The 22,233-nt window shown below is 70.6% G+C and carries 22 protein-coding genes; 1 reads left to right on the top strand and 21 read right to left on the bottom strand.

Annotated features, from left to right (window positions below):
* Nucleotides 1–31 precede the first annotated feature (31 nt).
* The 11 genes from rpoZ to pyrR all read right to left on the bottom strand — a co-directional run bounded on the left by rpoZ (nucleotide 32) and on the right by pyrR (nucleotide 11,652).
* On the bottom strand, nucleotides 32–304 hold the full coding sequence (rpoZ, locus tag ACGFZS_RS29640) for a DNA-directed RNA polymerase subunit omega (RefSeq protein ID WP_005319902.1): 273 nt from the start codon (nucleotides 302–304) through the stop codon (nucleotides 32–34).
* 51 nt (nucleotides 305–355) lie between these two features.
* A complete protein-coding gene (gene gmk / locus ACGFZS_RS29635) occupies nucleotides 356–949 on the bottom strand; it encodes a guanylate kinase (protein ID WP_355725887.1) in 594 nt (197 codons plus the stop codon).
* 60 nt (nucleotides 950–1,009) lie between these two features.
* A complete protein-coding gene (locus ACGFZS_RS29630; RefSeq protein WP_003977346.1) occupies nucleotides 1,010–1,333 on the bottom strand; it encodes an integration host factor in 324 nt (107 codons plus the stop codon).
* 278 nt (nucleotides 1,334–1,611) lie between these two features.
* Complete coding sequence (pyrF, locus tag ACGFZS_RS29625) at nucleotides 1,612–2,457, bottom strand: orotidine-5'-phosphate decarboxylase (protein ID WP_393797660.1); 846 nt, start codon at nucleotides 2,455–2,457, stop codon at nucleotides 1,612–1,614.
* Nucleotides 2,454–3,560, bottom strand: a complete 1,107-nt coding sequence (locus tag ACGFZS_RS29620; RefSeq protein ID WP_393797659.1) for a quinone-dependent dihydroorotate dehydrogenase — start codon at nucleotides 3,558–3,560, stop codon at nucleotides 2,454–2,456. The genes pyrF and ACGFZS_RS29620 overlap by 4 nt, the downstream gene beginning before the upstream one ends.
* Before the next feature lie 135 nt (nucleotides 3,561–3,695).
* Entirely contained in the window at nucleotides 3,696–7,007 is a 3,312-nt protein-coding gene (carB, locus tag ACGFZS_RS29615) for a carbamoyl-phosphate synthase large subunit (RefSeq protein ID WP_393797658.1), read from the bottom strand.
* On the bottom strand, nucleotides 7,000–8,157 hold the full coding sequence (gene carA / locus ACGFZS_RS29610; protein ID WP_393797657.1) for a glutamine-hydrolyzing carbamoyl-phosphate synthase small subunit: 1,158 nt from the start codon (nucleotides 8,155–8,157) through the stop codon (nucleotides 7,000–7,002). The genes carB and carA overlap by 8 nt, the downstream gene beginning before the upstream one ends.
* A complete protein-coding gene (locus ACGFZS_RS29605; RefSeq protein WP_393661807.1) occupies nucleotides 8,154–8,723 on the bottom strand; it encodes a hypothetical protein in 570 nt (189 codons plus the stop codon). Before ACGFZS_RS29605 ends, carA begins: the two co-directional genes overlap by 4 nt.
* Nucleotides 8,720–10,006, bottom strand: coding sequence for a dihydroorotase (locus ACGFZS_RS29600; protein ID WP_393797656.1), 1,287 nt, complete (start codon nucleotides 10,004–10,006; stop codon nucleotides 8,720–8,722). Before ACGFZS_RS29600 ends, ACGFZS_RS29605 begins: the two co-directional genes overlap by 4 nt.
* A 5-nt stretch (nucleotides 10,007–10,011) precedes the next feature.
* Nucleotides 10,012–10,992, bottom strand: coding sequence for an aspartate carbamoyltransferase catalytic subunit (locus tag ACGFZS_RS29595; RefSeq protein ID WP_365685139.1), 981 nt, complete (start codon nucleotides 10,990–10,992; stop codon nucleotides 10,012–10,014).
* An 84-nt stretch (nucleotides 10,993–11,076) separates the two neighbouring features.
* The gene (gene pyrR, locus ACGFZS_RS29590; protein ID WP_355725865.1) at nucleotides 11,077–11,652 is read right to left on the bottom strand and encodes a bifunctional pyr operon transcriptional regulator/uracil phosphoribosyltransferase PyrR; all 576 of its coding nucleotides are present in this window, start codon (nucleotides 11,650–11,652) and stop codon (nucleotides 11,077–11,079) included.
* A gap of 253 nt (nucleotides 11,653–11,905) precedes the next feature.
* Here pyrR and bldD point away from each other — a divergent pair, with 253 nt between their 5' ends.
* A complete protein-coding gene (bldD, locus tag ACGFZS_RS29585) occupies nucleotides 11,906–12,409 on the top strand; it encodes a transcriptional regulator BldD (RefSeq protein ID WP_020938842.1) in 504 nt (167 codons plus the stop codon).
* Nucleotides 12,410–12,668: 259 nt separating this feature from the next.
* Here bldD and nusB read toward each other — a convergent pair whose 3' ends face one another.
* From nusB to ruvX, 10 genes are all read right to left on the bottom strand, one after another.
* Nucleotides 12,669–13,100, bottom strand: coding sequence for a transcription antitermination factor NusB (gene nusB, locus ACGFZS_RS29580; protein WP_355725862.1), 432 nt, complete (start codon nucleotides 13,098–13,100; stop codon nucleotides 12,669–12,671).
* Between the two features lie 2 nt (nucleotides 13,101–13,102).
* Nucleotides 13,103–13,669: an elongation factor P gene (gene efp, locus ACGFZS_RS29575; RefSeq protein ID WP_365685142.1), complete on the bottom strand. Its 567-nt coding sequence runs from the start codon at nucleotides 13,667–13,669 to the stop codon at nucleotides 13,103–13,105.
* Between the two features lie 52 nt (nucleotides 13,670–13,721).
* Entirely contained in the window at nucleotides 13,722–14,828 is a 1,107-nt protein-coding gene (locus tag ACGFZS_RS29570; protein ID WP_393797655.1) for an aminopeptidase P family protein, read from the bottom strand.
* Nucleotides 14,829–15,107: 279 nt separating this feature from the next.
* On the bottom strand, nucleotides 15,108–15,932 hold the full coding sequence (locus ACGFZS_RS29565) for a Pro-rich N-terminal domain-containing protein (protein ID WP_393797654.1): 825 nt from the start codon (nucleotides 15,930–15,932) through the stop codon (nucleotides 15,108–15,110).
* Between the two features lie 118 nt (nucleotides 15,933–16,050).
* Nucleotides 16,051–17,142, bottom strand: a complete 1,092-nt coding sequence (gene aroB, locus ACGFZS_RS29560; protein ID WP_359220392.1) for a 3-dehydroquinate synthase — start codon at nucleotides 17,140–17,142, stop codon at nucleotides 16,051–16,053.
* Complete coding sequence (locus ACGFZS_RS29555) at nucleotides 17,139–17,642, bottom strand: shikimate kinase (RefSeq protein WP_355725896.1); 504 nt, start codon at nucleotides 17,640–17,642, stop codon at nucleotides 17,139–17,141. Before ACGFZS_RS29555 ends, aroB begins: the two co-directional genes overlap by 4 nt.
* A gap of 14 nt (nucleotides 17,643–17,656) precedes the next feature.
* Entirely contained in the window at nucleotides 17,657–18,841 is a 1,185-nt protein-coding gene (gene aroC, locus ACGFZS_RS29550) for a chorismate synthase (protein ID WP_390972708.1), read from the bottom strand.
* A gap of 169 nt (nucleotides 18,842–19,010) precedes the next feature.
* Complete coding sequence (locus ACGFZS_RS29545; RefSeq protein ID WP_393797653.1) at nucleotides 19,011–19,850, bottom strand: shikimate dehydrogenase; 840 nt, start codon at nucleotides 19,848–19,850, stop codon at nucleotides 19,011–19,013.
* A 49-nt stretch (nucleotides 19,851–19,899) separates the two neighbouring features.
* Nucleotides 19,900–21,642 carry an endolytic transglycosylase MltG gene (gene mltG / locus ACGFZS_RS29540; RefSeq protein ID WP_393661794.1) on the bottom strand — a complete coding sequence of 581 codons (1,743 nt, stop codon included), beginning with the start codon at nucleotides 21,640–21,642 and terminating at the stop codon, nucleotides 19,900–19,902.
* 122 nt (nucleotides 21,643–21,764) lie between these two features.
* Nucleotides 21,765–22,229 (bottom strand): Holliday junction resolvase RuvX, encoded by a 465-nt coding sequence (ruvX, locus tag ACGFZS_RS29535; protein WP_123978522.1) that lies wholly within the window; start codon nucleotides 22,227–22,229, stop codon nucleotides 21,765–21,767.
* Nucleotides 22,230–22,233 lie beyond the last annotated feature (4 nt).

Below are 22,233 nucleotides of genomic sequence, written 5' to 3'. Positions count from 1 at the left end.
CTGTGGATAAAGCAATTGCGATACGAAAGTACTACTGCGCCGGGCCTTCGATGGCCTCGGAGGTCAGCAGACCCGCGTTGATCTCGCGCAGGGCGATGGAGAGCGGCTTCTCGTGGACGTGGGTGTCGACGAGCGGACCGACGTACTCGAGGAGGCCCTCGCCGAGCTGCGAGTAGTACGCGTTGATCTGGCGGGCGCGCTTGGCCGCGTAGATCACGAGGCTGTACTTCGAGTCGGTGGCCTCGAGGAGCTCGTCGATCGGAGGGTTGATGATGCCCTCGGGCGCGGTGATGGAAGAGGACACGCTCTGCCTTCCGATGGATGGGAAAGATTCAGTCTGAATGATCAGCAACGATCACACAACGTCCATCAAGGCTAGCAGCTCACGCGCCACGTCCTTGACAGAGGTGTTGACCAGGGTTTCGTCGAACTCCGGCTCGGCCGCGAGCTCGACCTTGGCCGCGTCCAGCCGCCGCTCGATCACCTCGGGCGCCTCGGTGCCGCGCCCGGTGAGCCTGCGGACCAGCTCCTCCCAGGAGGGAGGGGCCAGGAACACCAGCCGGCCCTCCGGCATGGACTCGCGGACCTGCCGGGCACCCTGGAGGTCGATCTCCAGGAGGACGGGGACACCGGACTCCAGGTGCTCCAGCACCGCCTGTCGCGGGGTGCCGTAGCGGTTGCCGGCGAATTCGGCCCACTCCAGGAGTTCGCCGTTGGCGATCAGCTTGTCCATCTCCTCGTCCGTGACGAAGAAGTAGTGGACTCCGTGCTTCTCGCCCGGGCGCGGCTTGCGGGTGGTCGCCGACACCGAGAGCCAGACCTCGGGGTGTTCTTTGCGCATATGAGCGACGACCGTGCTCTTGCCGACCCCGGAGGGGCCGGAGAGCACGGTCAGCCGCGGACGTACGTCCGGGGGCTCGGGGGTCGTCCCCCGGAATGTTGCAGCCATGCAGCGATTATTCCAGCAATCGCGGACTGCCCGGGACGGCCCTCCCGGGCGATCCGGCGATCAGGAGCCGGTGCTGCCGAACTCGCGCTCCAGGGAAGCGATCTGGTTGGACCCGAGGCCACGCACGCGGCGGCTCTCGGAGATCCCGAGTCGCTCCATGATCTGCTTGGCGCGGACCTTGCCCACGCCCGGCAGGGACTCGAGCAGGGCGGAGACCTTCATCTTGCCGATGACGTCGTTTTCCTGACCCTGCTTGATGACCTCGTGGAGAGAGGCGCCGGAGTGCTTGAGTCGATTCTTGACCTCGGCCCGCTCCCGGCGAGCCGCGGCGGCCTTTTCGAGCGCGGCTGCGCGCTGTTCAGGGGTAAGGGGCGGAAGAGCCACGCCTACGTCACCTCGGATGTCGAACTGTCGGATACGGACCGGTGAGGAACCTAGTCGCCCCACACCAGGGGAGCTACGAGCAACACGCTTGCCCGTTGACTCTGCTCGGAGACTAGCGGGCAAGTCCGCCAGAGTCAGCGAGAACAGCGGAAAAGTCCTGGTCAGCCTGCGCCAGGCCAGACATTTCAGACATACTGCCCCGGATTTGAGGATGTATTCACGCTTGAACCGTCACCGAAAGACCCGCCGGAGCGCTGCCCGAGCACTCGCCGGAGTCGTCATCCACCTGCGAGGACGTCCCGGATCTCACCCGCGAACCGGTCCGCGGCCGCCCGCAGCGCCCCGATGTCGGGACCGTGACGCAAAACACCTCGGCTCACGTTTGGAACCACGTTGCGCACCGCCGGACCGAAGACCGCGGGAAGGTCGGCCGCCGTCGCCCCCTGTGCGCCGACCCCGGGCGCGAGGAGCGGACCGTTGATGTCGAGGTCGTACGACGACAGGTCGCCGACCGTGGCACCGACGACGGCGCCGAAGGAGCCCAGCGGCTCCTCCCCGGTGTTCTCGGCGGCGAGGTGGGCGAGCATGGTCGCGCCGACCGTCCGGCCGTCGGCGCGCACCGCGTGCTGCACCTCGGGGCCCTCCGGGTTCGAGGTCAGCGCCAGCACGAACAGGCCGGCCCCGCTCTCCCTGGCCAGCGCCACGGCCGGGCTGAGCGAGCCGTAGCCGAGGTACGGGGAAACGGTCAGGGCGTCCGAGAAGAGCGGGGCGTCCTTGATCAGATAGGCTTCCGCGTATCCGGCCATGGTGGAGCCGATGTCGCCGCGCTTGGCGTCCATGACGACCAGCGTCCCGGCCGCCCGCGCCTCCCGCACCACCCGCTCCAGGACGGCGACCCCGCGCGAGCCGAACCGCTCGAAGAACGCGCTCTGCGGCTTCATGACCGCGACCCGGTCCGCCACCGCCTCCACGACGGTGCGGCTGAACCGCTCCAGGCCCGCCACGTCGTCGTTCAGACCCCACTCGGAGAGCAGCGAGGCGTGCGGGTCGATACCGACGCACAGCGGGCCGCGCTCGTCCATCGCGCGGCGCAGCCGGGCGCCGAAGGGCTCCAGGGGGCTCATACGGTCTTCCTCACATCGGCGCCGACCGCGTCGGCGAGGGTGGCGTACGGGCTGGTGCGCAGGCGCGCCGCGAGGCCCTTGTGGATGGCGCGGCCCCAGAAGGGTCCCTCGTAGATGAAGGCGCTGTAGCCCTGGACCAGCGTGGCACCGGCCAGAATGCGCTGCCAGGCGTCCTCGGCGTTCTCGATGCCGCCCACGCCCACCAGGGTGATCCGGTCGCCCACGCGCGCGTACAGCCGCCGCAGCACCTCCAGGGAGCGCGCCTTCAGCGGGGCCCCGGAGAGCCCCCCGGTCTCCCGCACCAGGCCGGGGTCGGACCGCAGCCCCAGCCCCTCCCGCGCGATGGTGGTGTTGGTCGCGATGATCCCGTCCAGACCCAGCTCCACGGCCAGGTCGGCGACGGCGTCGACGTCCTCGTCGGCGAGGTCCGGCGCGATCTTCACCAGCAGCGGCACCCTGCGGTGCGCCACCACCCGGTCCGCGGCCTCGCGCACGGCGCTCAGCAGCGGCCCGAGCGCCTCGGTGGCCTGGAGGTTGCGCAGCCCCGGCGTGTTGGGCGACGACACGTTCACGACCAGGTAGTCCGCGTACGCCGCGAGCCGCTCGGCGGACTTCACGTAGTCACCGACCGCCTCGGCCTCCGGTACGACCTTGGTCTTGCCGATGTTGACGCCCACGACGGTCCTGAACACGGGCTCACGGGTCGCCAGCCGCGCGGCGACGGCCAGCGATCCGTCGTTGTTGAACCCCATCCGGTTGACCAGCGCCCGGTCGGCGACGAGCCGGAACAGCCGCTGCTTCGGATTGCCCGGCTGCGCCTCCCCGGTCACCGTGCCGATCTCGACATGGTCGAACCCGAGCATCGACATCCCGTCGATCGCGACCGCGTTCTTGTCGAACCCGGCGGCCAGCCCGAACGGCCCGTGCATCCGCAGCCCGAAGGCCTCGGTACGCAGTTCCTTGTGGCGCGGCGCGAGCACGGCGGCGACGAAGGTACGCAGCACGGGGATGCGGGCGGCGAGCCGGATCCACCGGAAGGCCAGGTAGTGGGCCTGTTCCGGATCCATCCGCTTGAACACGAGATTGAAGAAGATCTTGTACATGGAGTCCTCATGCGGAGGGGGACACCGATTTCCGGTGCCCCCCAAACAGACAGCTGGGCAACGCGCCCCTTTTTTTGGGGGGCGCGGGGAACTGCGCGACCAGCCACAACCGGCCCGCAGCCGAACTACCGCCGCTCAGTCCCTCGCGGCAGTCAATCGCTCCGCATGCTCCTGCAGCGACCGCACCCCGACGTCCCCGTGGTTCAGGGCGTCAATCCCCTGCACAGCCGCCGCCAGCGCCTGCACGGTCGTCAGACACGGCACCGACCGTGCCACCGCCGCCGTCCGGATCTCGTACCCGTCCAGGCGACCCCCCGTGCCGTACGGGGTGTTGACGATGAGGTCGACCTCGCCGTCGTGGATGAGCTGCACGATCGTCTTCTCGCCCTGCGGACCGACGCCCTCCGACTGCTTGCGCACGATCGTCGCGTTGATGCCGTTGCGCTTGAGCACCTCGGCCGTGCCGGACGTGGCGAGGAGTTCGAAGCCGTGGGCGACCAGCTCGCGCGCCGGGAAGATCATCGAGCGCTTGTCGCGGTTGGCGACGGAGATGAACGCGCGGCCCTTGGTCGGCAGCGGCCCGTACGCCCCCGCCTGCGACTTGGCGTACGCCGTGCCGAAGACGGAGTCGATGCCCATGACCTCGCCCGTGGAGCGCATCTCCGGGCCGAGCACGGTGTCGACGCCCCGGCCGTGGATGTCGCGGAACCGCGACCACGGCATGACCGCCTCCTTCACGGAGATCGGCGCGTCGAAGGGCAGCTCGCCGCCGTCGCCCCGCGCGGGCAGCAGCCCCTCCGCGCGGAGCTCGGCGACGGTCGCGCCCAGCGAGATCCGGGCCGCGGCCTTGGCCAGCGGTACCGCCGTCGCCTTCGAGGTGAAGGGGACCGTGCGGGACGCGCGGGGGTTGGCCTCCAGGACGTAGAGGATGTCCCCGGCCATCGCGAACTGGATGTTGATCAGACCGCGTACCCCGACCCCGCGCGCGATGGCCTCGGTCGAGGCGCGCAGCCGCTTGATGTCGAAGCCGCCCAGGGTGATCGGCGGCAGGGCGCAGGCCGAGTCGCCGGAGTGGATGCCGGCCTCCTCGATGTGCTCCATGACGCCACCGAGGTACAGCTCCTCGCCGTCGTACAGCGCGTCGACGTCGATCTCGATCGCGTCGTCGAGGAAGCGGTCGACGAGTACCGGCCGGGAGGGGCTGATCTCGGTCGACTCGGCGATGTAGGAGGCGAGGCGGGTCTCGTCGTAGACGATCTCCATGCCACGGCCGCCGAGGACGTACGACGGGCGGACGAGGACCGGGTAGCCGATCTCGTCGGCGATGGCCTTGGCCTCGGCGAAGGTGGTGGCGGTGCCGTGCTTGGGGGCCGGCAGGCCCGCCTCGGCGAGCACCCGGCCGAAGGCGCCCCGGTCCTCGGCCGCGTGGATCGCCTCCGGGGACGTGCCGACGATCGGCACGCCGTTGTCCTTGAGCGCCTGCGACAGGCCCAGCGGCGTCTGGCCGCCCAGCTGGACCACCACACCGGCGACCGGACCGGCCTGCTGCTCGGCGTGGACGATCTCCAGCACGTCCTCCAGCGTGAGCGGCTCGAAGTACAGCCGGTCGGAGGTGTCGTAGTCGGTGGAGACGGTCTCCGGGTTGCAGTTGACCATCACCGTCTCGTAGCCCGCGTCGCTCAGCGCGAAGGACGCGTGCACGCACGAGTAGTCGAACTCGATGCCCTGGCCGATGCGGTTGGGGCCGGAGCCCAGGATGATGACGGCCGGCTTCTCGCGGGTCGCCACCTCCGTCTCCTCGTCGTAGGAGGAGTAGAAGTACGGCGTCCTGGCCGCGAACTCGGCGGCGCAGGTGTCGACCGTCTTGTAGATGGGGCGCACGCCCAGCGCGTGCCGGACCTCGCGGACGACGTCCTCGCGCAGCCCGCGGATCTCGGCGATCTGCTGGTCGGAGAAGCCGTGCCGCTTGGCCTCGGCGAGCAGCTCGGGGGTCAGCTCGGCGGCCTCGGCCAGCTCGTCCGCGATCTCCTTGATGAGGAAGAGCTGGTCCAGGAACCACGGGTCGATCTTCGTGAACTCGAAGATCTCCTCGGGCGTGGCGCCCGCGCGGATGGCCTGCATGACGGTGTTGATCCGGCCGTCGGTGGGCCGGACCGCCTCGCGCAGCAGCTCGTCCTTGTCGCCGGGCTCGCCGACGAACGTGAACTGGCTGCCCTTCTTCTCCAGCGAGCGCAGCGCCTTCTGGAAGGCCTCGGGGAAGTTGCGGCCGATGGCCATGGCCTCGCCGACCGACTTCATGGTGGTGGTCAGCGTGGAGTCGGCCTGCGGGAACTTCTCGAACGCGAAGCGCGGCGCCTTGACGACCACGTAGTCGAGCGTGGGCTCGAAGGAGGCCGGGGTCTCCTGCGTGATGTCGTTGGGGATCTCGTCCAGGGTGTAGCCGACGGCCAGCTTCGCCGCGATCTTCGCGATCGGGAAGCCGGTGGCCTTGGAGGCGAGCGCGGAGGACCGGGACACGCGCGGGTTCATCTCGATGACGATCACGCGACCGTCCTCGGGGTTGACCGCGAACTGGATGTTGCAGCCGCCGGTGTCGACGCCGACCTCGCGGATGACGGCGATGCCGATGTCCCGGAGGATCTGGTACTCGCGGTCGGTCAGCGTCATCGAGGGCGCCACGGTGATGGAGTCGCCGGTGTGCACGCCCATGGGGTCGAAGTTCTCGATGGAGCAGACGACCACGACGTTGTCGTGCTTGTCGCGCATCAGCTCCAGCTCGTACTCCTTCCAGCCGAGGATGGACTCCTCCAGGAGCACCTCGGTGGTCGGGGAGAGCGTGAGGCCCTGGCCCGCGATGCGGCGCAGCTCCTCCTCGTCGTGCGCGAAGCCGGAGCCGGCGCCGCCCATGGTGAAGGAGGGGCGGACGACGACCGGGTAGCCGCCGCCGAGTTCCTCGACGCCCGCGATGACCTCGTCCATGGTGTGGCAGATGACCGAGCGGGCGGACTCGCCGTACCCGATCTTGCGGCGGACCTCCTCCACGACCTCCTTGAAGAGGTCGCGGTCCTCGCCCTTGTTGATGGCCTCGACGTTGGCGCCGATCAGCTCGACGCCGTACTTGGCGAGGACACCGTTCTCGTCGAGCGAGATCGCGGTGTTCAGGGCCGTCTGGCCGCCCAGGGTGGGCAGCAGGGCGTCGGGGCGCTCCTTGGCGATGATCTTCTCGACGAACTCCGGGGTGATCGGCTCGACGTAGGTGGCGTCGGCGATCTCCGGGTCGGTCATGATCGTCGCCGGGTTGGAGTTGACGAGGATGACCCGCAGGCCCTCGGCGCGCAGCACGCGGCAGGCCTGGGTGCCGGAGTAGTCGAACTCGGCGGCCTGGCCGATGACGATCGGGCCGGAGCCGATGACCAGGACGGACTGGATATCGGTGCGCTTAGGCACGCTGGCCCTCCATCAGGACTGTGCTCATCAAAGAGGTGAAGCGGTCGAACAGGTAGGCGGCGTCGTGCGGGCCCGCTGCCGCTTCGGGGTGGTACTGGACGGAGAAGGCCGGCTGGTCGAGCAGCTGCAGCCCCTCCACCACGTTGTCGTTGAGGCAGACGTGCGAGACCTCGGCGCGGCCGAACGGGGTGTCGCTGATCCGGTCGAGCGGCGCGTCCACGGCGAAGCCGTGGTTGTGCGCGGTGACCTCGACCTTGCCGGTCGTACGGTCCTGGACCGGCTGGTTGATGCCCCGGTGGCCGTACTTCAGCTTGTAGGTGCCGAAGCCGAGCGCGCGGCCGAGGATCTGGTTGCCGAAGCAGATGCCGAAGAGCGGGGTCCTCCGCGCCAGGACGGCGGTCATCAGGGCCACCGGGCCGTCGGCCGTGGCCGGGTCGCCGGGGCCGTTGGAGAAGAACACGCCGTCCGGGGAGACGGCGTACACGTCGTCCTCGGTGGCGGTCGCGGGCAGCACGTGCACCTCGATGCCGCGCTCGGCCATCCGCTGCGGGGTCATGCCCTTGATGCCGAGGTCGATGGCGGCGACGGTGAATCGCTTCTCACCGACCGCGGGGACGACGTACGCCTCCTTGGTGGCGACCTCCTCGTACAGCGAGGCGCCCTTCATGTGCGGCTGGGCCTGCACGCGCGCGAGGAGTTCGGCGTCGGTGGCGATCGCCTCGCCGGAGAAGACGCCGGCGCGCATCGAGCCGCGCTCGCGGAGGTGGCGGGTGAGGGCGCGGGTGTCGATCCCGGAGATGCCGACCACGCCCTGCGCCACCAGTTCCGCGTCCAGCGAACGCTTGGCGCGCCAGTTGGAGGGCACGCGCGCGGGGTCGCGCACGACGTAGCCGGAGACCCAGATGCGGCTGGACTCGTCGTCCTCGTCGTTCCACCCCGTGTTGCCGATCTGGGGGGCGGTGGCGACCACGATCTGGCGGTCGTACGAGGGGTCGGTGAGGGTCTCCTGGTAGCCGGTCATCCCGGTGGAGAACACGGCTTCGCCGAAGGTCTCCCCCACGGCCCCGTAGGCGCGGCCGCGGAAGATCCGGCCGTCCTCCAGGACGAGTACTGCGGGAACCTTGCCGGCTCCCCTGGTGGAGGTCGTCATCGTTCGGCGCCTTCCGTGCTGGGTGTCTTGGTCATGGAGTTGATGGCGTCGACCCACTCGCCGTGCTCGGCCGCGTGGTCCGAGCGGAATCCGGAGTCGATCAGCCGGTCGCCGTGCTGCCAGGTCACCACGAGGAGTCCGCCCTCGGTGAGGACCTTGCCCGCGATGCCCTTGCCGAGCAGGGCCTCGCGGAGCGCGGCGGCGGGGATGAAGAAGTCGGTCGCCCCGGGGCGTACGACGTCCAGGCCCGCGTCGGTCAGGGTGAGCTCGACCCGGCTGCGGGAGCCGAGGCCGCGGGCCACGATGCGGTCCAGCCACTGCCCGGCGGTGGTGGAGCCGTGGTAGCGGCCGCTCATGGTCAGTTTCGCCTCGCCGGGCTCGTCCGGCGCGGTGGGCAGCTCGGGCAGGTCGCCCTGGAGGGTGCCGCGCCACTTCCAGCCCTCGCGCATCAGCCAGTAGACGAGCGCGACGAAGAGGGCCAGACCGACGAGCCAGCCGATGCGCGCGGCCCAGTCGGTGACCGCGGCCGACTTCTTCTCGTCGGCCAGCAGGATCAGAGGTGTCACGTCAGCTTCCCGTCCACGAGCGTCGCCTTGCCCCGCAGCCATGTGTGGGTGACACGGCCCGGCAGCTCGCGCCCCTCGTACGGGGTGTTGCGGCTGCGCGAGGCGAAGCCCGCGGGGTCCACCAGGCCACGGTATTCCGTGTCGACGAGGGTGAGGTTGGCGGGCTCACCAGCCGAGACGGGACGGCCGTGGCCGGCGGCCTGTCCGATCCGCGCGGGCTTGAAGGACATCCGGTCGGCGACACCGGCCCAGGTCAGCAGGCCCGTGTCCACCATGGTCTCCTGCACCACCGACAGCGCGGTCTCCAGGCCGACCATCCCCATGGCGGCGGCGGCCCACTCGCAGTCCTTGTCCTCGTGCGGGTGCGGGGCGTGGTCGGTGGCGACGATGTCGATCGTGCCGTCGGCGAGGGCCTCGCGCAGGGCGAAGACGTCGCGCTCGGTGCGCAGCGGCGGGTTGACCTTGTAGACCGGGTTGTACGACCGGACCAGCTCGTCGGTGAGGAGCAGGTGGTGCGGGGTGACCTCGGCGGTGACGTCGATGCCCCGGGACTTGGCCCAGCGCACGATCTCGACGGACCCGGCGGTCGACAGGTGGCAGATGTGCACCCGCGACCCCACGTGCTCGGCGAGGAGCACGTCGCGCGCGATGACCGACTCCTCGGCGACCGCCGGCCAGCCGCCCAGCCCCAGCTCGGCGGAGACGACGCCCTCGTTCATCTGGGCGCCCTCGGTCAGCCGCGGCTCCTGCGCGTGCTGGGCGACGACCCCGCCGAAGGCCTTCACGTACTCCAGGGCGCGGCGCATGATCACGGCGTCGTCGACGCACTTGCCGTCGTCGGAGAAGACGGTGACCCCGGCGGCCGACTCGTGCATGGCGCCCAGCTCGGCGAGCTTCCTGCCCTCCAGGCCGACGGTGACGGCGCCGATGGGCTGGACGTCGCAGTAGCCGTGCTCCTGGCCCAGCCGGTAGACCTGCTCGACCACACCGGCGGTGTCGGCGACCGGGAAGGTGTTGGCCATGGCGAAGACGGCCGTGTAGCCGCCGCTCGCCGCCGCGCGGGTGCCGGTGAGGACCGTCTCGGAGTCCTCGCGGCCGGGCTCGCGCAGGTGGGTGTGCAGGTCGACGAGCCCCGGCAGCAGCACCTTCCCGGCGGCCTCGACGACCTCGGCCCCGTCGGCGGACAGCCCGGAGCCCACCTCCACGATCGTCTCGCCGTCGATCAGTACGTCCTGCGGCTCACCGCCGAGCACCTTCGCACCACGGATCAGGATCTTGCTCATGGGTCTTACTTCTCCTCGGTGGTGCGGGCGTGGCTGACGGCGGGTTCGTTGCCGCCGAGCAGGAGGTACAGAACGGCCATCCGGATGGAGACTCCGTTTGCGACCTGCTCGACTACGGTGCAGCGCTCGGAGTCGGCGACCTCGGCGGTGATCTCCATGCCGCGGACCATCGGGCCGGGGTGCATCACGATGGCGTGCTCGGGCATCTTCGCCATGCGCTCGCCGTCGAGGCCGTAGCGCCGCGAGTACTCGCGCTCGGTCGGGAAGAACGCGGCGTTCATGCGCTCCCGCTGCACGCGGAGCATCATCACGGCGTCGGACTTGGGGAGGACGGCGTCGAGGTCGTACGACACCTCGCAGGGCCAGCGCTCGACGCCGACCGGGACCAGGGTGGGCGGGGCGACCAGGGTGACGTCCGCGCCGAGGGTGTGCAGCAGGTCGACGTTGGAGCGGGCGACCCGGCTGTGCAGGACGTCGCCGACGATCGTGATGCGCTTGCCGGCCAGGTCCTGCCCTATCCCGGCGTCCCGGCCGACCAGTCGGCGGCGCATGGTGAAGGCGTCGAGGAGGGCCTGGGTGGGGTGCTGGTGGGTGCCGTCGCCGGCGTTGATGACGGCGGCGTCGATCCAGCCGGAGGTGGCGAGGCGGTAGGGCGCTCCGGAGGCGCCGTGCCGGATGACGACGGCGTCCACGCCCATCGCCTCCAGGGTCTGGGCGGTGTCCTTCAGGGACTCGCCCTTGGAGACGCTGGACCCCTTGGCGGTGAAGTTGATGACGTCGGCGGAGAGGCGCTTCTCGGCGGCCTCGAAGGAGATCCGGGTCCGGGTCGAGTCCTCGAAGAACAGGTTGACGACGGTGCGGCCGCGCAGGGTCGGCAGCTTCTTGATCGGCCGGTCGGCGACCCGGGCCATCTCCTCGGCGGTGTCGAGGATCAGGACGGCGTCGTCGCGGGTGAGGTCGGCGGCCGAGATGAGATGACGCTGCATCTGTCAGGCTCCGTAAGGCAGTTCACATATCGGGAGATTGCGGGCAGGCGTGGGCGCGCCGGACCGGCGCGTCCTCTCGGCTCGCTATTGGGTCGGCTTGGCGCCGAGCAGCACGGTGTCGCGACCGTCCTCCTCGGCGAGCAGGACCTTGACCGTCTCCCGCAACGACGTGGGGAGGTTCTTGCCGACGTAGTCGGCGCGGATGGGCAGTTCACGGTGGCCGCGGTCGACGAGGACCGCCAGCTGGACCGCGCGCGGGCGCCCGATGTCGTTGAGGGCGTCGAGGGCGGCGCGGATGGTGCGACCGGAGAAGAGCACGTCGTCGACGAGGACGACCAGTCTGCCGTCGATGCCGTCACCGGGGATCTCGGTGCGGGCCAGCGCACGCGGCGGGTGCATGCGCAGGTCGTCGCGGTACATGGTGATGTCGAGCGAACCGACGGGAATCTTCCGGTCGGTGACCTGCTCGAGCTTGGCGGCGAGCCGCTGGGCGAGGAAGACGCCGCGGGTCGGGATGCCGAGGAGCACCACGTCGTCGGCGCCCTTGGCGCGCTCGACGATCTCGTGGGCGATGCGGGTCAGTACCCGCGCGATGTCGGGCCCTTCGAGAACGGGCCGTGCGTCGCCTGCCTGAAGGTCAGGCTTTCCCTGCTTGTCCATACGAAACGGACCCCCTTCTCCGCCTCACGGGACGGACCTTAAAGGACGTCGGATTTGCGCCATCCACCGTAGCAGGTGGCGGAGAGGCCCCCGATCACCCCCTTGGCGTAATCGGCCATCGCTACCACGGAAGAGTCGGTGCGGACCATTCGGCTTGACGCAGGAGAGTAACGCTGCGTAACCTCACAGTGAGTTACCAGCCGCGCGGCGGGAACCAAGGCCGGCCGCGTCGACACAGTGTCCGGGGAGCTATATGTCCAGCGAATACGCCAAACAGCTCGGGGCCAAGCTCCGGGCCATCCGCACCCAGCAGGGCCTTTCCCTCCACGGTGTCGAGGAGAAGTCCCAGGGGCGCTGGAAGGCCGTGGTGGTCGGTTCGTACGAGCGCGGCGACCGTGCCGTGACCGTGCAGCGCCTTGCCGAGTTGGCGGATTTCTACGGTGTGCCGGTGCAGGAGCTGCTGCCGGGCACCACCCCCGGCGGTGCCGCCGAGCCCCCGCCGAAGCTGGTCCTGGACCTGGAGCGACTGGCCACCGTGCCGGCCGAGAAGGCGGGCCCGCTGCAGCGCTACGCGGCGACGATCCAGTCCCAGCGCGGTGACTACAACGGCAAGGTGCTGTCGATCCGCCAGGACGACCTGCGCACACTGGCCGTCATCTACGACCAGTCCCCCTCGGTCCTCACCGAGCAGCTGATCAGCTGGGGCGTACTGGACGCGGACGCCCGCCGCGCCGTCGCCACCCACGAAGACGCCTGACCCGCACCACACCTGAGCAGAAACGTGCCGCCGGGGTGGCTGGAACTGGATGGTTCCGGCTGCCCCGGCGGTTCTTTTTGCGATGACAGGCTCTGGTTCTCGGCGCAGGGCAGCCGCAAGAGACCCAGGGGCGCGGGGAACTGCGCGACCAGCCCCAGACGGCCGTCAGCCGCCCGAAGACCGCCCCACCCACCCCATTGGGCACACGAACGCCGGAAGGCCCGCAGCAAGCTGCTGCGGGCCTTCCGGCGTTCGTCGGCTACGCCTCCCGGCGCAGCGACGGCTTCAGCTCCTTGAGCCGCCCCAGGAGCCCGTTCACGAACGAGGGCGACTCGTCCGTCGAGAACTCCTTCGCCAGCTGCACCATCTCGTCGAGGACGACGGCGTCCGGCGTCTCGTCGACCCAGATCAGCTCGTAGGCGCCGAGGCGCAGGATGTTGCGGTCGACGACCGGCATCCGGTCGAGCGTCCAGCCGACCGCGTACTGGGCGATCAGCTCGTCGATCCGCCGCGTGTGCTCGGCGTAGCCCTCGACCAGCTGCATCGTGTACTCGCTCACCGGCGGCTGCCGGGTGTCGTCCCGGGAGAGCCGGATCCAGTCCGCGAGCACGGTCAGGACGTCGGCCCCGCGCTGGTCGCCCTCGAAGAGGATCTGGAAGGCGCGCTTGCGGGCCGTGTTGCGGGCAGCCACGGTTAGCTGTTCACCCGGCCGAGGTAGTCGCTCGTGCGGGTGTCGACCTTGATCTTCTCACCGGTGGTGATGAAGAGCGGGACCTGGATCTGGTGACCGGTCTCCAGCGTGGCCGGCTTGGTGCCGCCCGTGGAGCGGTCGCCCTGGACACCCGGCTCGGTCTCCTGGATGACCAGCTCGACGGCGGCCGGGAGCTCGACGAAGAGCACCTCGCCCTCGTGCTGGGCGACGACGGCCGTGAAGCCCTCGATCAGGAAGTTCGCGGCGTCGCCGACGGTCTTCCGGTCGATGTGCAGCTGGTCGTACGTGTCCATGTCCATGAAGACGAAGTAGTCGCCGTCCATGTACGAGAACTGCATGTCGCGCTTGTCGACAGTGGCCGTCTCGACCTTGACGCCGGCGTTGAAGGTCTTGTCGACCACCTTGCCGGACAGCACGTTCTTGAGCTTGGTGCGCACGAAGGCGGGGCCCTTGCCGGGCTTGACGTGCTGGAACTCGACGACGGACCAGAGCTGGCCGCCTTCGAGCTTGAGCACCAGGCCGTTCTTGAGGTCGTTCGTGGAAGCCACGGTTGCGGAATCTCCTGGACTGACGTGGACGACCCCGGGGCACGCACCTTCCTTATAGTGCGAGCAGCTCCTTGGTCGTGATGGTGAGTAGCTCGGGTCCGCCGTCCGCCTCGGGGCGCACGACGAGCGTGTCATCGATCCGGACACCGCCCCGGCCCGGGAGGTGGACCCCCGGTTCGACGGTGACCGGCACGCAAGCGTCCAGTTTACCCATGGCCGAGGGGGCCAGCTGCGGCTCCTCGTCGATTTCGAGTCCGACGCCGTGCCCGGTGAGCGGTTGCAGGCCCTCGGAGTGGCCCGCGGAGCCCAGCACCTGCCGGGCGGCACGGTCCACGTCACGGTAGGCGGCGCCGGGTACGAGGCACTCCCGGCCGGCCCGCTGGGCGGCGAAGACCAGGTCGTACAGCTCGATCTGCCAGTCGGCGGGCGAGGTGCCGATGACGAAGGTGCGGCCGATCTCGCAGCGGTAGCCGCGGTAGGTGGCGCCGAGGCAGACGGAGAGGAAGTCGCCCTCCTCGACGCGGCGGTCGGTGGGGCGGTGGCCTCGGCGGCCGGAGTTGGGTCCGGTCGCCACGGAGGTGGGGAAGGCCCGGCCGTCGGCGCCGTGGTCGACCAGGCGGCGCTCCAGCTCCAGGGCGAGGTGGCGTTCGGTGCGGCCGACGAGGATCGACTCCAGCAGCTCGCCGAGGGCCTGGTCGGCGATCTCGGCGCCGATGCGGAGGCAGGAGATCTCCTCCTCGTCCTTCACGACCCTGAGCTGTTCGACGGCGGCGCCGATGTCGGTCAGGCGCAGCTGGGGGGCGACCGAGCCGAGGGCGCGGTGCCGGGCGACGGTGAGGTGGTGCTCCTCGACGGCGAGGACGTCGGCGTCCTGGGCGGCGGCGAGGTCGGCGGCGGCCACGGCGGGGTCACCGCCGGGGCCTTCCAGGAGGTGCTGCCGGAGGGACTCGTCGGCGCGGGCCTCGGTGGGGCGGTCGTCCGGCGGGCCGGGGCAGACGAGGAGGTCCTCGCGCTTGCCGAGCAGCAGGACGGAGCCGTGGGGGGCGGCGCCGGCGAGGTATCTCACGTTGGCGGGGTGCGAGATGACGGCGGACTGGCTGCCGGCCGCGTTGCAGCGTTCCCTCAGCCTGGTTCTGCGGGCCGCGTACACGTCTGACATGAGTCGAGCGTAGGAGGAATAGGCGTTTTGTGCCGGTTGAGGGGGGCCGAGTGGGGTGACGGGGCGCCGTTGTCGAGTGCGGGTCCGTGGGTGGGTTTCGCGCAGTTCCCCGCGCCCCTGGGGAGACAGGCCGGTTTTTCGGCTGCCGGCCGGTGGGGGGCTTTCGCGCAGTTCCCCGCGCCCCTGGGGGGGGGGGGAGACAGGCCGGTCTTCGGCTGCCGGTCGGTGGGGGCATTTGCGCGGTTCCCCGCGCCCCTGGGTTGCTTTGTTGGGGGCTGGTTACCAGGTTGGGGGGCTGGCTATGGACCTGGAGAGGACCTCGTCGAGGACTCTGGCTGTGGTGGGGACGTCCAGTTGGGAGTTGTCGATGATGGGGAGGCCGGAGCCGTACCAGCCGGCCATGCGGCCGTGGATGCGGGCGACCTCTTCGTCGGTGAGGCGGCGGTTGCCGCGGCGTTCGGCGTTGCGCTCGAGGACGATGTCGAGGCCGGGGAGGAGGACGACCGGGAGGAGGCCGGGGCCGACATGGCGCTTCCAGCCGCCGAGGCCGACGACCGGGCGGTCCGGGAAGACCGCGTCGTCGAGGATGCACGAGATGCCGTTGGCCAGGAAGTTGCGCGCGGCGAAGCCGCAGGTGCGGCGGGCGAGGCGGTACTGGGCCTCCGAGTGGTCGTTCCACCCGGACTGGGGGTCGGCGAAGCCGGAGCGGACCCATTCGCGGACGTCGTCGAGGCTGATGTGGGCGGTGGGGACCCGGCGGTGGTCGGCCCAGTACTTGGCCACGCTGGTCTTGCCCGCGCCCGCCGGGCCGATCAGGAGGACGGCCAGGGTGGTGGTCGTCGGGTCGGGGACCGTGGCGGCGGGCGGCGCGCTCGGCATCCCCACCGGGGCGCCCGGCGGCAGCGGGACGTGGCCCGTGGTGTCGGGCGGCGGCGGGGCCGAGGGCGGTGGCGGAACCGTCGGGTGCGGCGGCGCGGCCGGTGGTGGCGGCACGGGCGCGGAGCCCTGGGGCGCTCCCGGGTGCTGTGCGGCCGGCTGCCAGCCGGTCGGTCCCTGCCCCGGCTGATGGGGCGGCGGCAGCGGAGATCCCACTGCGTGCTGCATCCGGTGCCACTCCGTCTCGTCATGTTCGGCTGCGCTCGTTACCGAACGGTACCGCCCCCGGTCGTCGTTTGGTGAAACGGCCGGGGGCGGTCCGAAGTGCCCGTGCCGCGAGGCGGACCTACTGGCCGACCTCGCCGTACGCGGCAAGCAGCACGGCCGGGTCAGGGCCCTCCAGGACCGTCGGCTTGGCGAGACCGTCCAGGACGATGAAGCGCAGCAGGTTCCCGCGGGACTTCTTGTCGACCTTCATCGTCTCGACGAGCTTGGGCCACTGGTCGTAGCGGTAGTGCAGCGGGAGGCCGACCGACTCCAGGACCGTGCGGTGGCGGTCCGCCGTCGCGTCGTCCAGGCGCCCGGCCAGCCGGCCCAGCTCGGCGGCGAAGTGCATGCCGACGGCGACCGCGGCACCGTGCCGCCACTTGTAGCGCTCGTTCTTCTCGATGGCGTGGCCGAGCGTGTGGCCGTAGTTGAGGATCTCGCGCAGGCCGGACTCCTTGAGGTCGGAGGAGACGACCTCCGCCTTCACCCGGATGGAGCGCTCGATCAGCTCGGCCGTGTGCGGGCCCGCCGGGGTGCGCGCGGCCTCGGGGTCGGACTCGATGAGGTCCAGGATCACCGGGTCGGCGATGAAGCCGGCCTTGATGATCTCGGCGAGCCCGGAGACGTAGTCGTTGACCGGGAGCGAGTCCAGCGCGGCGAGGTCGCAGAGCACGCCCGCCGGCGGGTGGAAGGCGCCGACCAGGTTCTTGCCCTCGGCCGTGTTGATGCCGGTCTTGCCGCCGACCGCCGCGTCCACCATGGCGAGCACGGTGGTCGGGACGGCGATCCAGCGGACCCCGCGCAGCCAGCTGGCGGCCACGAAACCGGCCAGGTCGGTGGTGGCGCCGCCGCCCACGCCGACGATCACGTCGGAGCGGGTGAAGCCGGACTGGCCGAGCGCCTTCCAGCAGTAGGCGGCGACCTCGGCGGTCTTGGCCTCCTCCGCGTTGGGCACCTGGATGGCGACGGCCTCGTAACCCTGCTCGGCCAGATCGGCCCGCAGCGCGTCACCGGTCTCGGCGAGCGCCTCGGGGTGCACGATCGCGACCCGCTGGGCCTTCTCGCCGACCAGTGCGCCCAGTTCGCCGAGGAGTTGACGGCCCACCAGGACCTCGTACGGCTCGGTGCCCGCCGTGCCGCCGACCTGGATCCGGGTGACTGCCTCGCTCATGCTTCCTTCAACTCCAGTGCGTCCAGGGCTGCTTGGGTGACCTCTTCGGGCGTACGGTCGTCCGTCGTCACGACGGCCGCGGCGACCTCCTCGTACAGGTGCCGCCGTGCCTCCATCAGCTCGCGCCACTGCTTGCGCGGGTTGAGGGCGAGCAGCGGCCGGGCCGCGTTCAGGCCGGTGCGCTTGACGGCCTCCTCGACGTCCATCGAGAGGTAGACCACCCGCTGCCCGGCGAGCAGCGCGCGGGTGTCCGCGTCGAGGATCGCGCCGCCGCCGAGGGCGAGGACACCCTCGTGCTCGGCCAGCGCGGTGTGCACCGCCCGCTTCTCGATGGCCCGGAAGGCGGGCTCGCCCTCGGCCACGAAGATGTCGGCGATGGTGCGGCCCTCGGCGGCCACGATGTCCTCGTCGGTGTCCCGGTAGCCGACGCCGAGCCGCTCGGCGAGCAGCTGCCCGACCGTGGACTTGCCCACGCCCATCGGTCCGACCAGCACCACCATCGGCACGCCGCCGCTCACCGGATGGCCAGGTTCTCGAGGTACGACCGCACGTTGCGGCGGGTCTCGGGGACCGAGTCGCCGCCGAACTTCTCGGCGACCGCGTCCGCGAGGACGAGCGCGACCATGGCCTCGGCGACGATGCCGGCGGCCGGCACGGCGGAGACGTCGGAGCGCTGGTGGTGGGCCTGGGTGGCCTCGCCCGTGGTGACGTCCACGGTCCGCAGGGCGCGGGGCACGGTCGCGATCGGCTTCATCGCGGCGCGGACGCGCAGCAGCTCGCCCGTGGAGAGTCCGCCCTCGGTGCCGCCGGCCCGGCCGGAGACCCGCCGGATGCCCTCGGGCGTGCCCACGATCTCGTCGTGCGCCTTCGAGCCGGGCACCCGGGCCAGCTCGAAGCCGTCGCCGATCTCGACGCCCTTGATCGCCTGGATGCCCATCAGGGCCCCGGCGAGACGGGCGTCCAGCTTGCGGTCCCAGTGCACGTGCGAGCCGAGGCCGACCGGGACGCCGTAGGCCAGCACCTCGACCACACCGCCGAGGGTGTCGCCGTCCTTGTGGGCCTGGTCGACCTCCGCGACCATCGCCTTCGAGGCGTCGGCGTCCAGGCAGCGCAGCGGGTCGGCGTCCAGCTTCTCGACGTCGGCGGGGGTGGGGTACACGCCCTGCGGGGCCTTCACGGAGCACAGCTCGACGACGTGCGAGACGATCTCGATGCCCGCCGTCTCCTTCAGGTAGGAGCGGGCGACGGCGCCGAGCGCGACCCGTGCCGCGGTCTCGCGGGCGGAGGCGCGCTCCAGGACCGGGCGGGCCTCGTCGAAGCCGTACTTCTGCATACCGGCGAGGTCCGCGTGGCCGGGACGCGGGCGGGTCAGCGGGGCGTTGCGGGCCAGCCCGGCGAGGATCTCCGGATCCACCGGGTCGGCCGCCATCACCTGCTCCCACTTGGGCCACTCGCTGTTGCCCACCATGATCGCCACCGGGGAGCCCAGCGTCAGCCCGTGCCGGACGCCGCCCAGGAAGGTGACCTCGTCACGCTCGAACTTCATGCGCGCACCACGGCCATAGCCGAGCCGCCGCCGCGCGAGATGGTCCGCGACCATCTCCGTGGTGATCGGCACGCCGGCGGGAAGGCCCTCCAGCGTCGCGACAAGTGCGGGACCGTGGGACTCCCCCGCGGTCAGCCAACGCAGCCTGCTCAACGATGCTCCTCAGTGCTCGCGCCCTGGTACTACTGCCCTGCGTACGCGTGTCCTCGCGTACGGCGACGGCCCGACCGGGTGCGCGGCCCCGGTCCGCCGCCTCCGATCCTCCCACGTCCGGCCACCGAACCCGGCCGCCGGTCCAGCAGTCGGACGCGAACAGATCAGGTCAGCGCTCCGCGAGCGCCTTCTCCCCGGCCCGGCGCATGACGTCCACCGGCGCCGGAGCGCGGCCGGTCATCTGCTCGACCTGGAGCACGGCCTGGTGCACCAGGAGGTCGAGGCCGCTCACCACGGCCCCGCCGAACATGGACCAGCGGGCGGCGAGGGCGGTGGGCCAGGGGTGGTAGAGCACGTCGAAGAGGGTGGTGGGGCGCTCGGGTACGGCGCCGGCGAGGGCGTCGGTGCTGCCCGCGGGGGTGGTGGCGATCACCAGGGGGGCGTGCAGGGCCTGTTCGGCGTCGGCCCAGTCGGCGGTGCGCACCTCGACGTCGAGCCGCTCGCCCCACTCCCGCATCTCGGCGGCGCGGGCCTCGCTGCGGACGTAGGCGACGACCTCGCCGGTGCAGATCCGGGCGAGCGCGGCCAGCGCGGAGGAGGCGGTGGCGCCGGCGCCGAGGACGGCGGCGGAGTCGACCTGTTCGATGCCGTGCTCGCGCAACGCGGCGACCATGCCCGGGATGTCGGTGTTGTCCCCGACGCGCCGTCCGTCCTCCGTGAAGACCACGGTGTTGACCGCGTCGACGGAGGCCGCCGTCTCGCTGATCTCGTCGACGAGCGGGATGACCGCCCGCTTCAGCGGCATGGTCAGCGACAGCCCCGCCCACTCCGGTCCCAGCTCCCCGAGGAAGCCGGGCAGCTGGGCCTCGTCGACCTCGAAGCGCTCGTACGACCAGTCGGTGAGCCCGAGTTCGGCGTACGCGGCCCGGTGCAGCACCGGGGAGAGGGAGTGGGCGATGGGCTTACCGAGCACGGCGGCCCGGCGGGCATCGGTTGCCCGAGGTGGCATCGAATCTGTCCTTGTACAGGAGCGGGGCCGCGCCGCTGGCGCGCGCGGCTCAGCTCTTCTTCCGTGAGGCGTTCCACTCGTTCACGAGCTTCTCGTGCTCGGCGAGCGTCTTGGTGAACTCGCTGGTCTTGCCGTCCATCGAGATGAAGTAGTACCAGCCGTCGTCGGTCGGGTTGAGGGCGCCCTGCAGCGCCTCCTCGCCGGGGTTGTCGATGGGCCCGGGCGGCAGTCCCTTGACGTAGTACGTGTTGTAGGGGTTGTTGTAGCGGCGCAGTTCGGCGATCGACAGGTCGATCTTGCTCTGGTTCTTCACGTAGTTGTACGTGGAGTCGAACTCCAGCGCGCCGTAGGTCTCGGAGTTTCCGGGCTTGAGGCGGTTGTAGACCACCTCGGCCATCTTGCGGAAGTCGTCGTGGCTGGTGCCCTCGGCCTGCACGAGGCTGGCCACGGTGAGCAGCTGCCAGGGCCCGTCGAGGCCGAGGCCGGCGGCCTTCTTCTCCAGGCCGAGCGTCTGGAACTGGTCGTTGGCGCGGGCCACCATCTCGGTGAGGACTGCCTTGGGCTCCTGCCCCTTCGAGACGGCGTAGCTGGAGGGGTAGAGGAATCCTTCCAGCGGGTCCTTCAGGTTGGCGTGGTTCAGCGCCCACTTGGGCAGGCCGAGGGACTTGTAGTCCTTCTTCGCCACGGCCGCGGTGGTGCCCTTCTTCACGGCGAGCCGCTTGTCGATCATTTCGTAGATCGCGGAGTTGCGCAGGCCCTCGGCGATGACCAGGTTGCTGTGGCTCTTCGGGTTGAGCATCAGCTCCACCGCGCTGGCCGCGGACATCTCCTTCTGCAGCGTGTAGACGCCGTCCTGGATCGTCTTGCCGTCGGGGTTCGCCGTCTGTGCGGAGACGAAGGCGTCGACGCTCTCGACCACGCCGGCGGCCTTCAGGATGCGGCCGATGTCGTAGCCGCCCGCGCCCTTGGGGATCGAGACGGTCGTGGTCTCGCCGTTGCCACTGCCCGCGTAGTCCGGGGACGCGCCGAAACGATTTTGGTAGAAGTGCCAGCCGTAGTAGCCGACGACGCTCGCGCCGCCGCCGAAGACCAGGCAGACCACCAGGCAGGCGCAGCCGCTGCGGCGTTTCTTGGCGCCCTTGCCGCCTTTGGCGTCCTTGCCCCGGCCCTTGTCGCGGCGCCCTTTCGGGTCGTCGCCGTCCTCGCCGTCGTCACCGTCGTCATCGGCGCCCGTGAAGAAGGGGTGCTGCTCCTCTTCCTCCTCCTCGACCGCGGGCTCCGGCTGCGGTTCCGGCTCGGGGCGCCGGCGGCCGGGCGGCTCCGGCGGCGGGTAGGCGTCCTCGGTGCCGTAGAAGTCGGGCTGCTCCCCGCCGTAGGCCACGGGCTGCTGGCCGTAGGGGTCGCCCGGGTCGGCGGCGTAGGGGACCTGGCCGTGGGTGCCGGTCGCGTCCCAGCCGCCCTGGTGGTATTGGGGGGCATGCCCGGCGTACTGCTGGTCGTACTGCTGCTGGTCGTAGTGCTGCTGGCCCTGTCCGTCGGCGTACCGGAGGTTGCCCTGTTCGTCGTAGTACGTGGCGTACTGCTGCTGGTCGTAGCCGCCCTGCGGGTGCTGGTCCCAGTCGCCGTACTGCTGCTGCGACTGCTGCGACTGCTGTGGGTAGTGCTGTGGCTGGCCGCCGTAGGGGGACTGCTGGCCCACGTGGGCCTGCTGTCCGCCCCATCCGTCGTCCCCGTACAACGGGTCCTCCGGATGCCACGGTTCGGAGCCTTGGCCCCGGCCATACTCAGTCATCGATCCCCTAGAGCCGCGAGGCGGTACGGTGCGCGGCTGGTGGGCCGGTTCCCGTTCCGCCTCTTGCTGTGCGGTGGCTGTTCGAAAACCATCGCATCGCGCGGAACGTTACCGTATCGCGATCAGATGACTACTTCGACGCCCTCGCCGGGTGGTTTACCTGACACCCGTTCGGATTCCAGTGCCTGCTGAAGGATGATGACCGCCGCGGCCTGGTCGATGACCGAGCGGCCCTTCTTGGCCTTCACTCCAGAAGCGCGCAGTCCCTGGCTCGCCGTTACTGTCGTCATCCGCTCGTCGACCAGCCGGACCGGTACCGGCTTGATGCCCTTGGCGAGTTCCTGGGCGAAGGCGCGGACCTTGACGGCGGCCGGCCCCTCGCCCCCCTTGAGGGAGCGAGGGAGTCCGACGACGACCTCGATCGGTTCGTACTCCTCGACCAGTTGCCGCAGCCTGCGATGGGCGGCGGGGATGTCCCGGCCGGGGACGGTCTCGACCGGGGTGGCGAGGATCCCGTCGGGGTCGCACGAGGCGACCCCGATCCGGGCATCCCCGACGTCGATCGAGAGCCGACGTCCTCTGCGCATTTCC

The organism is Streptomyces sp. NPDC048288 (genome assembly GCF_043201555.1).
GTDB lineage: Bacteria > Actinomycetota > Actinomycetes > Streptomycetales > Streptomycetaceae > Streptomyces.
Note: the sequence above shows the minus strand (reverse complement) of the source record. Positions and strands in the feature narration are given on the sequence as shown.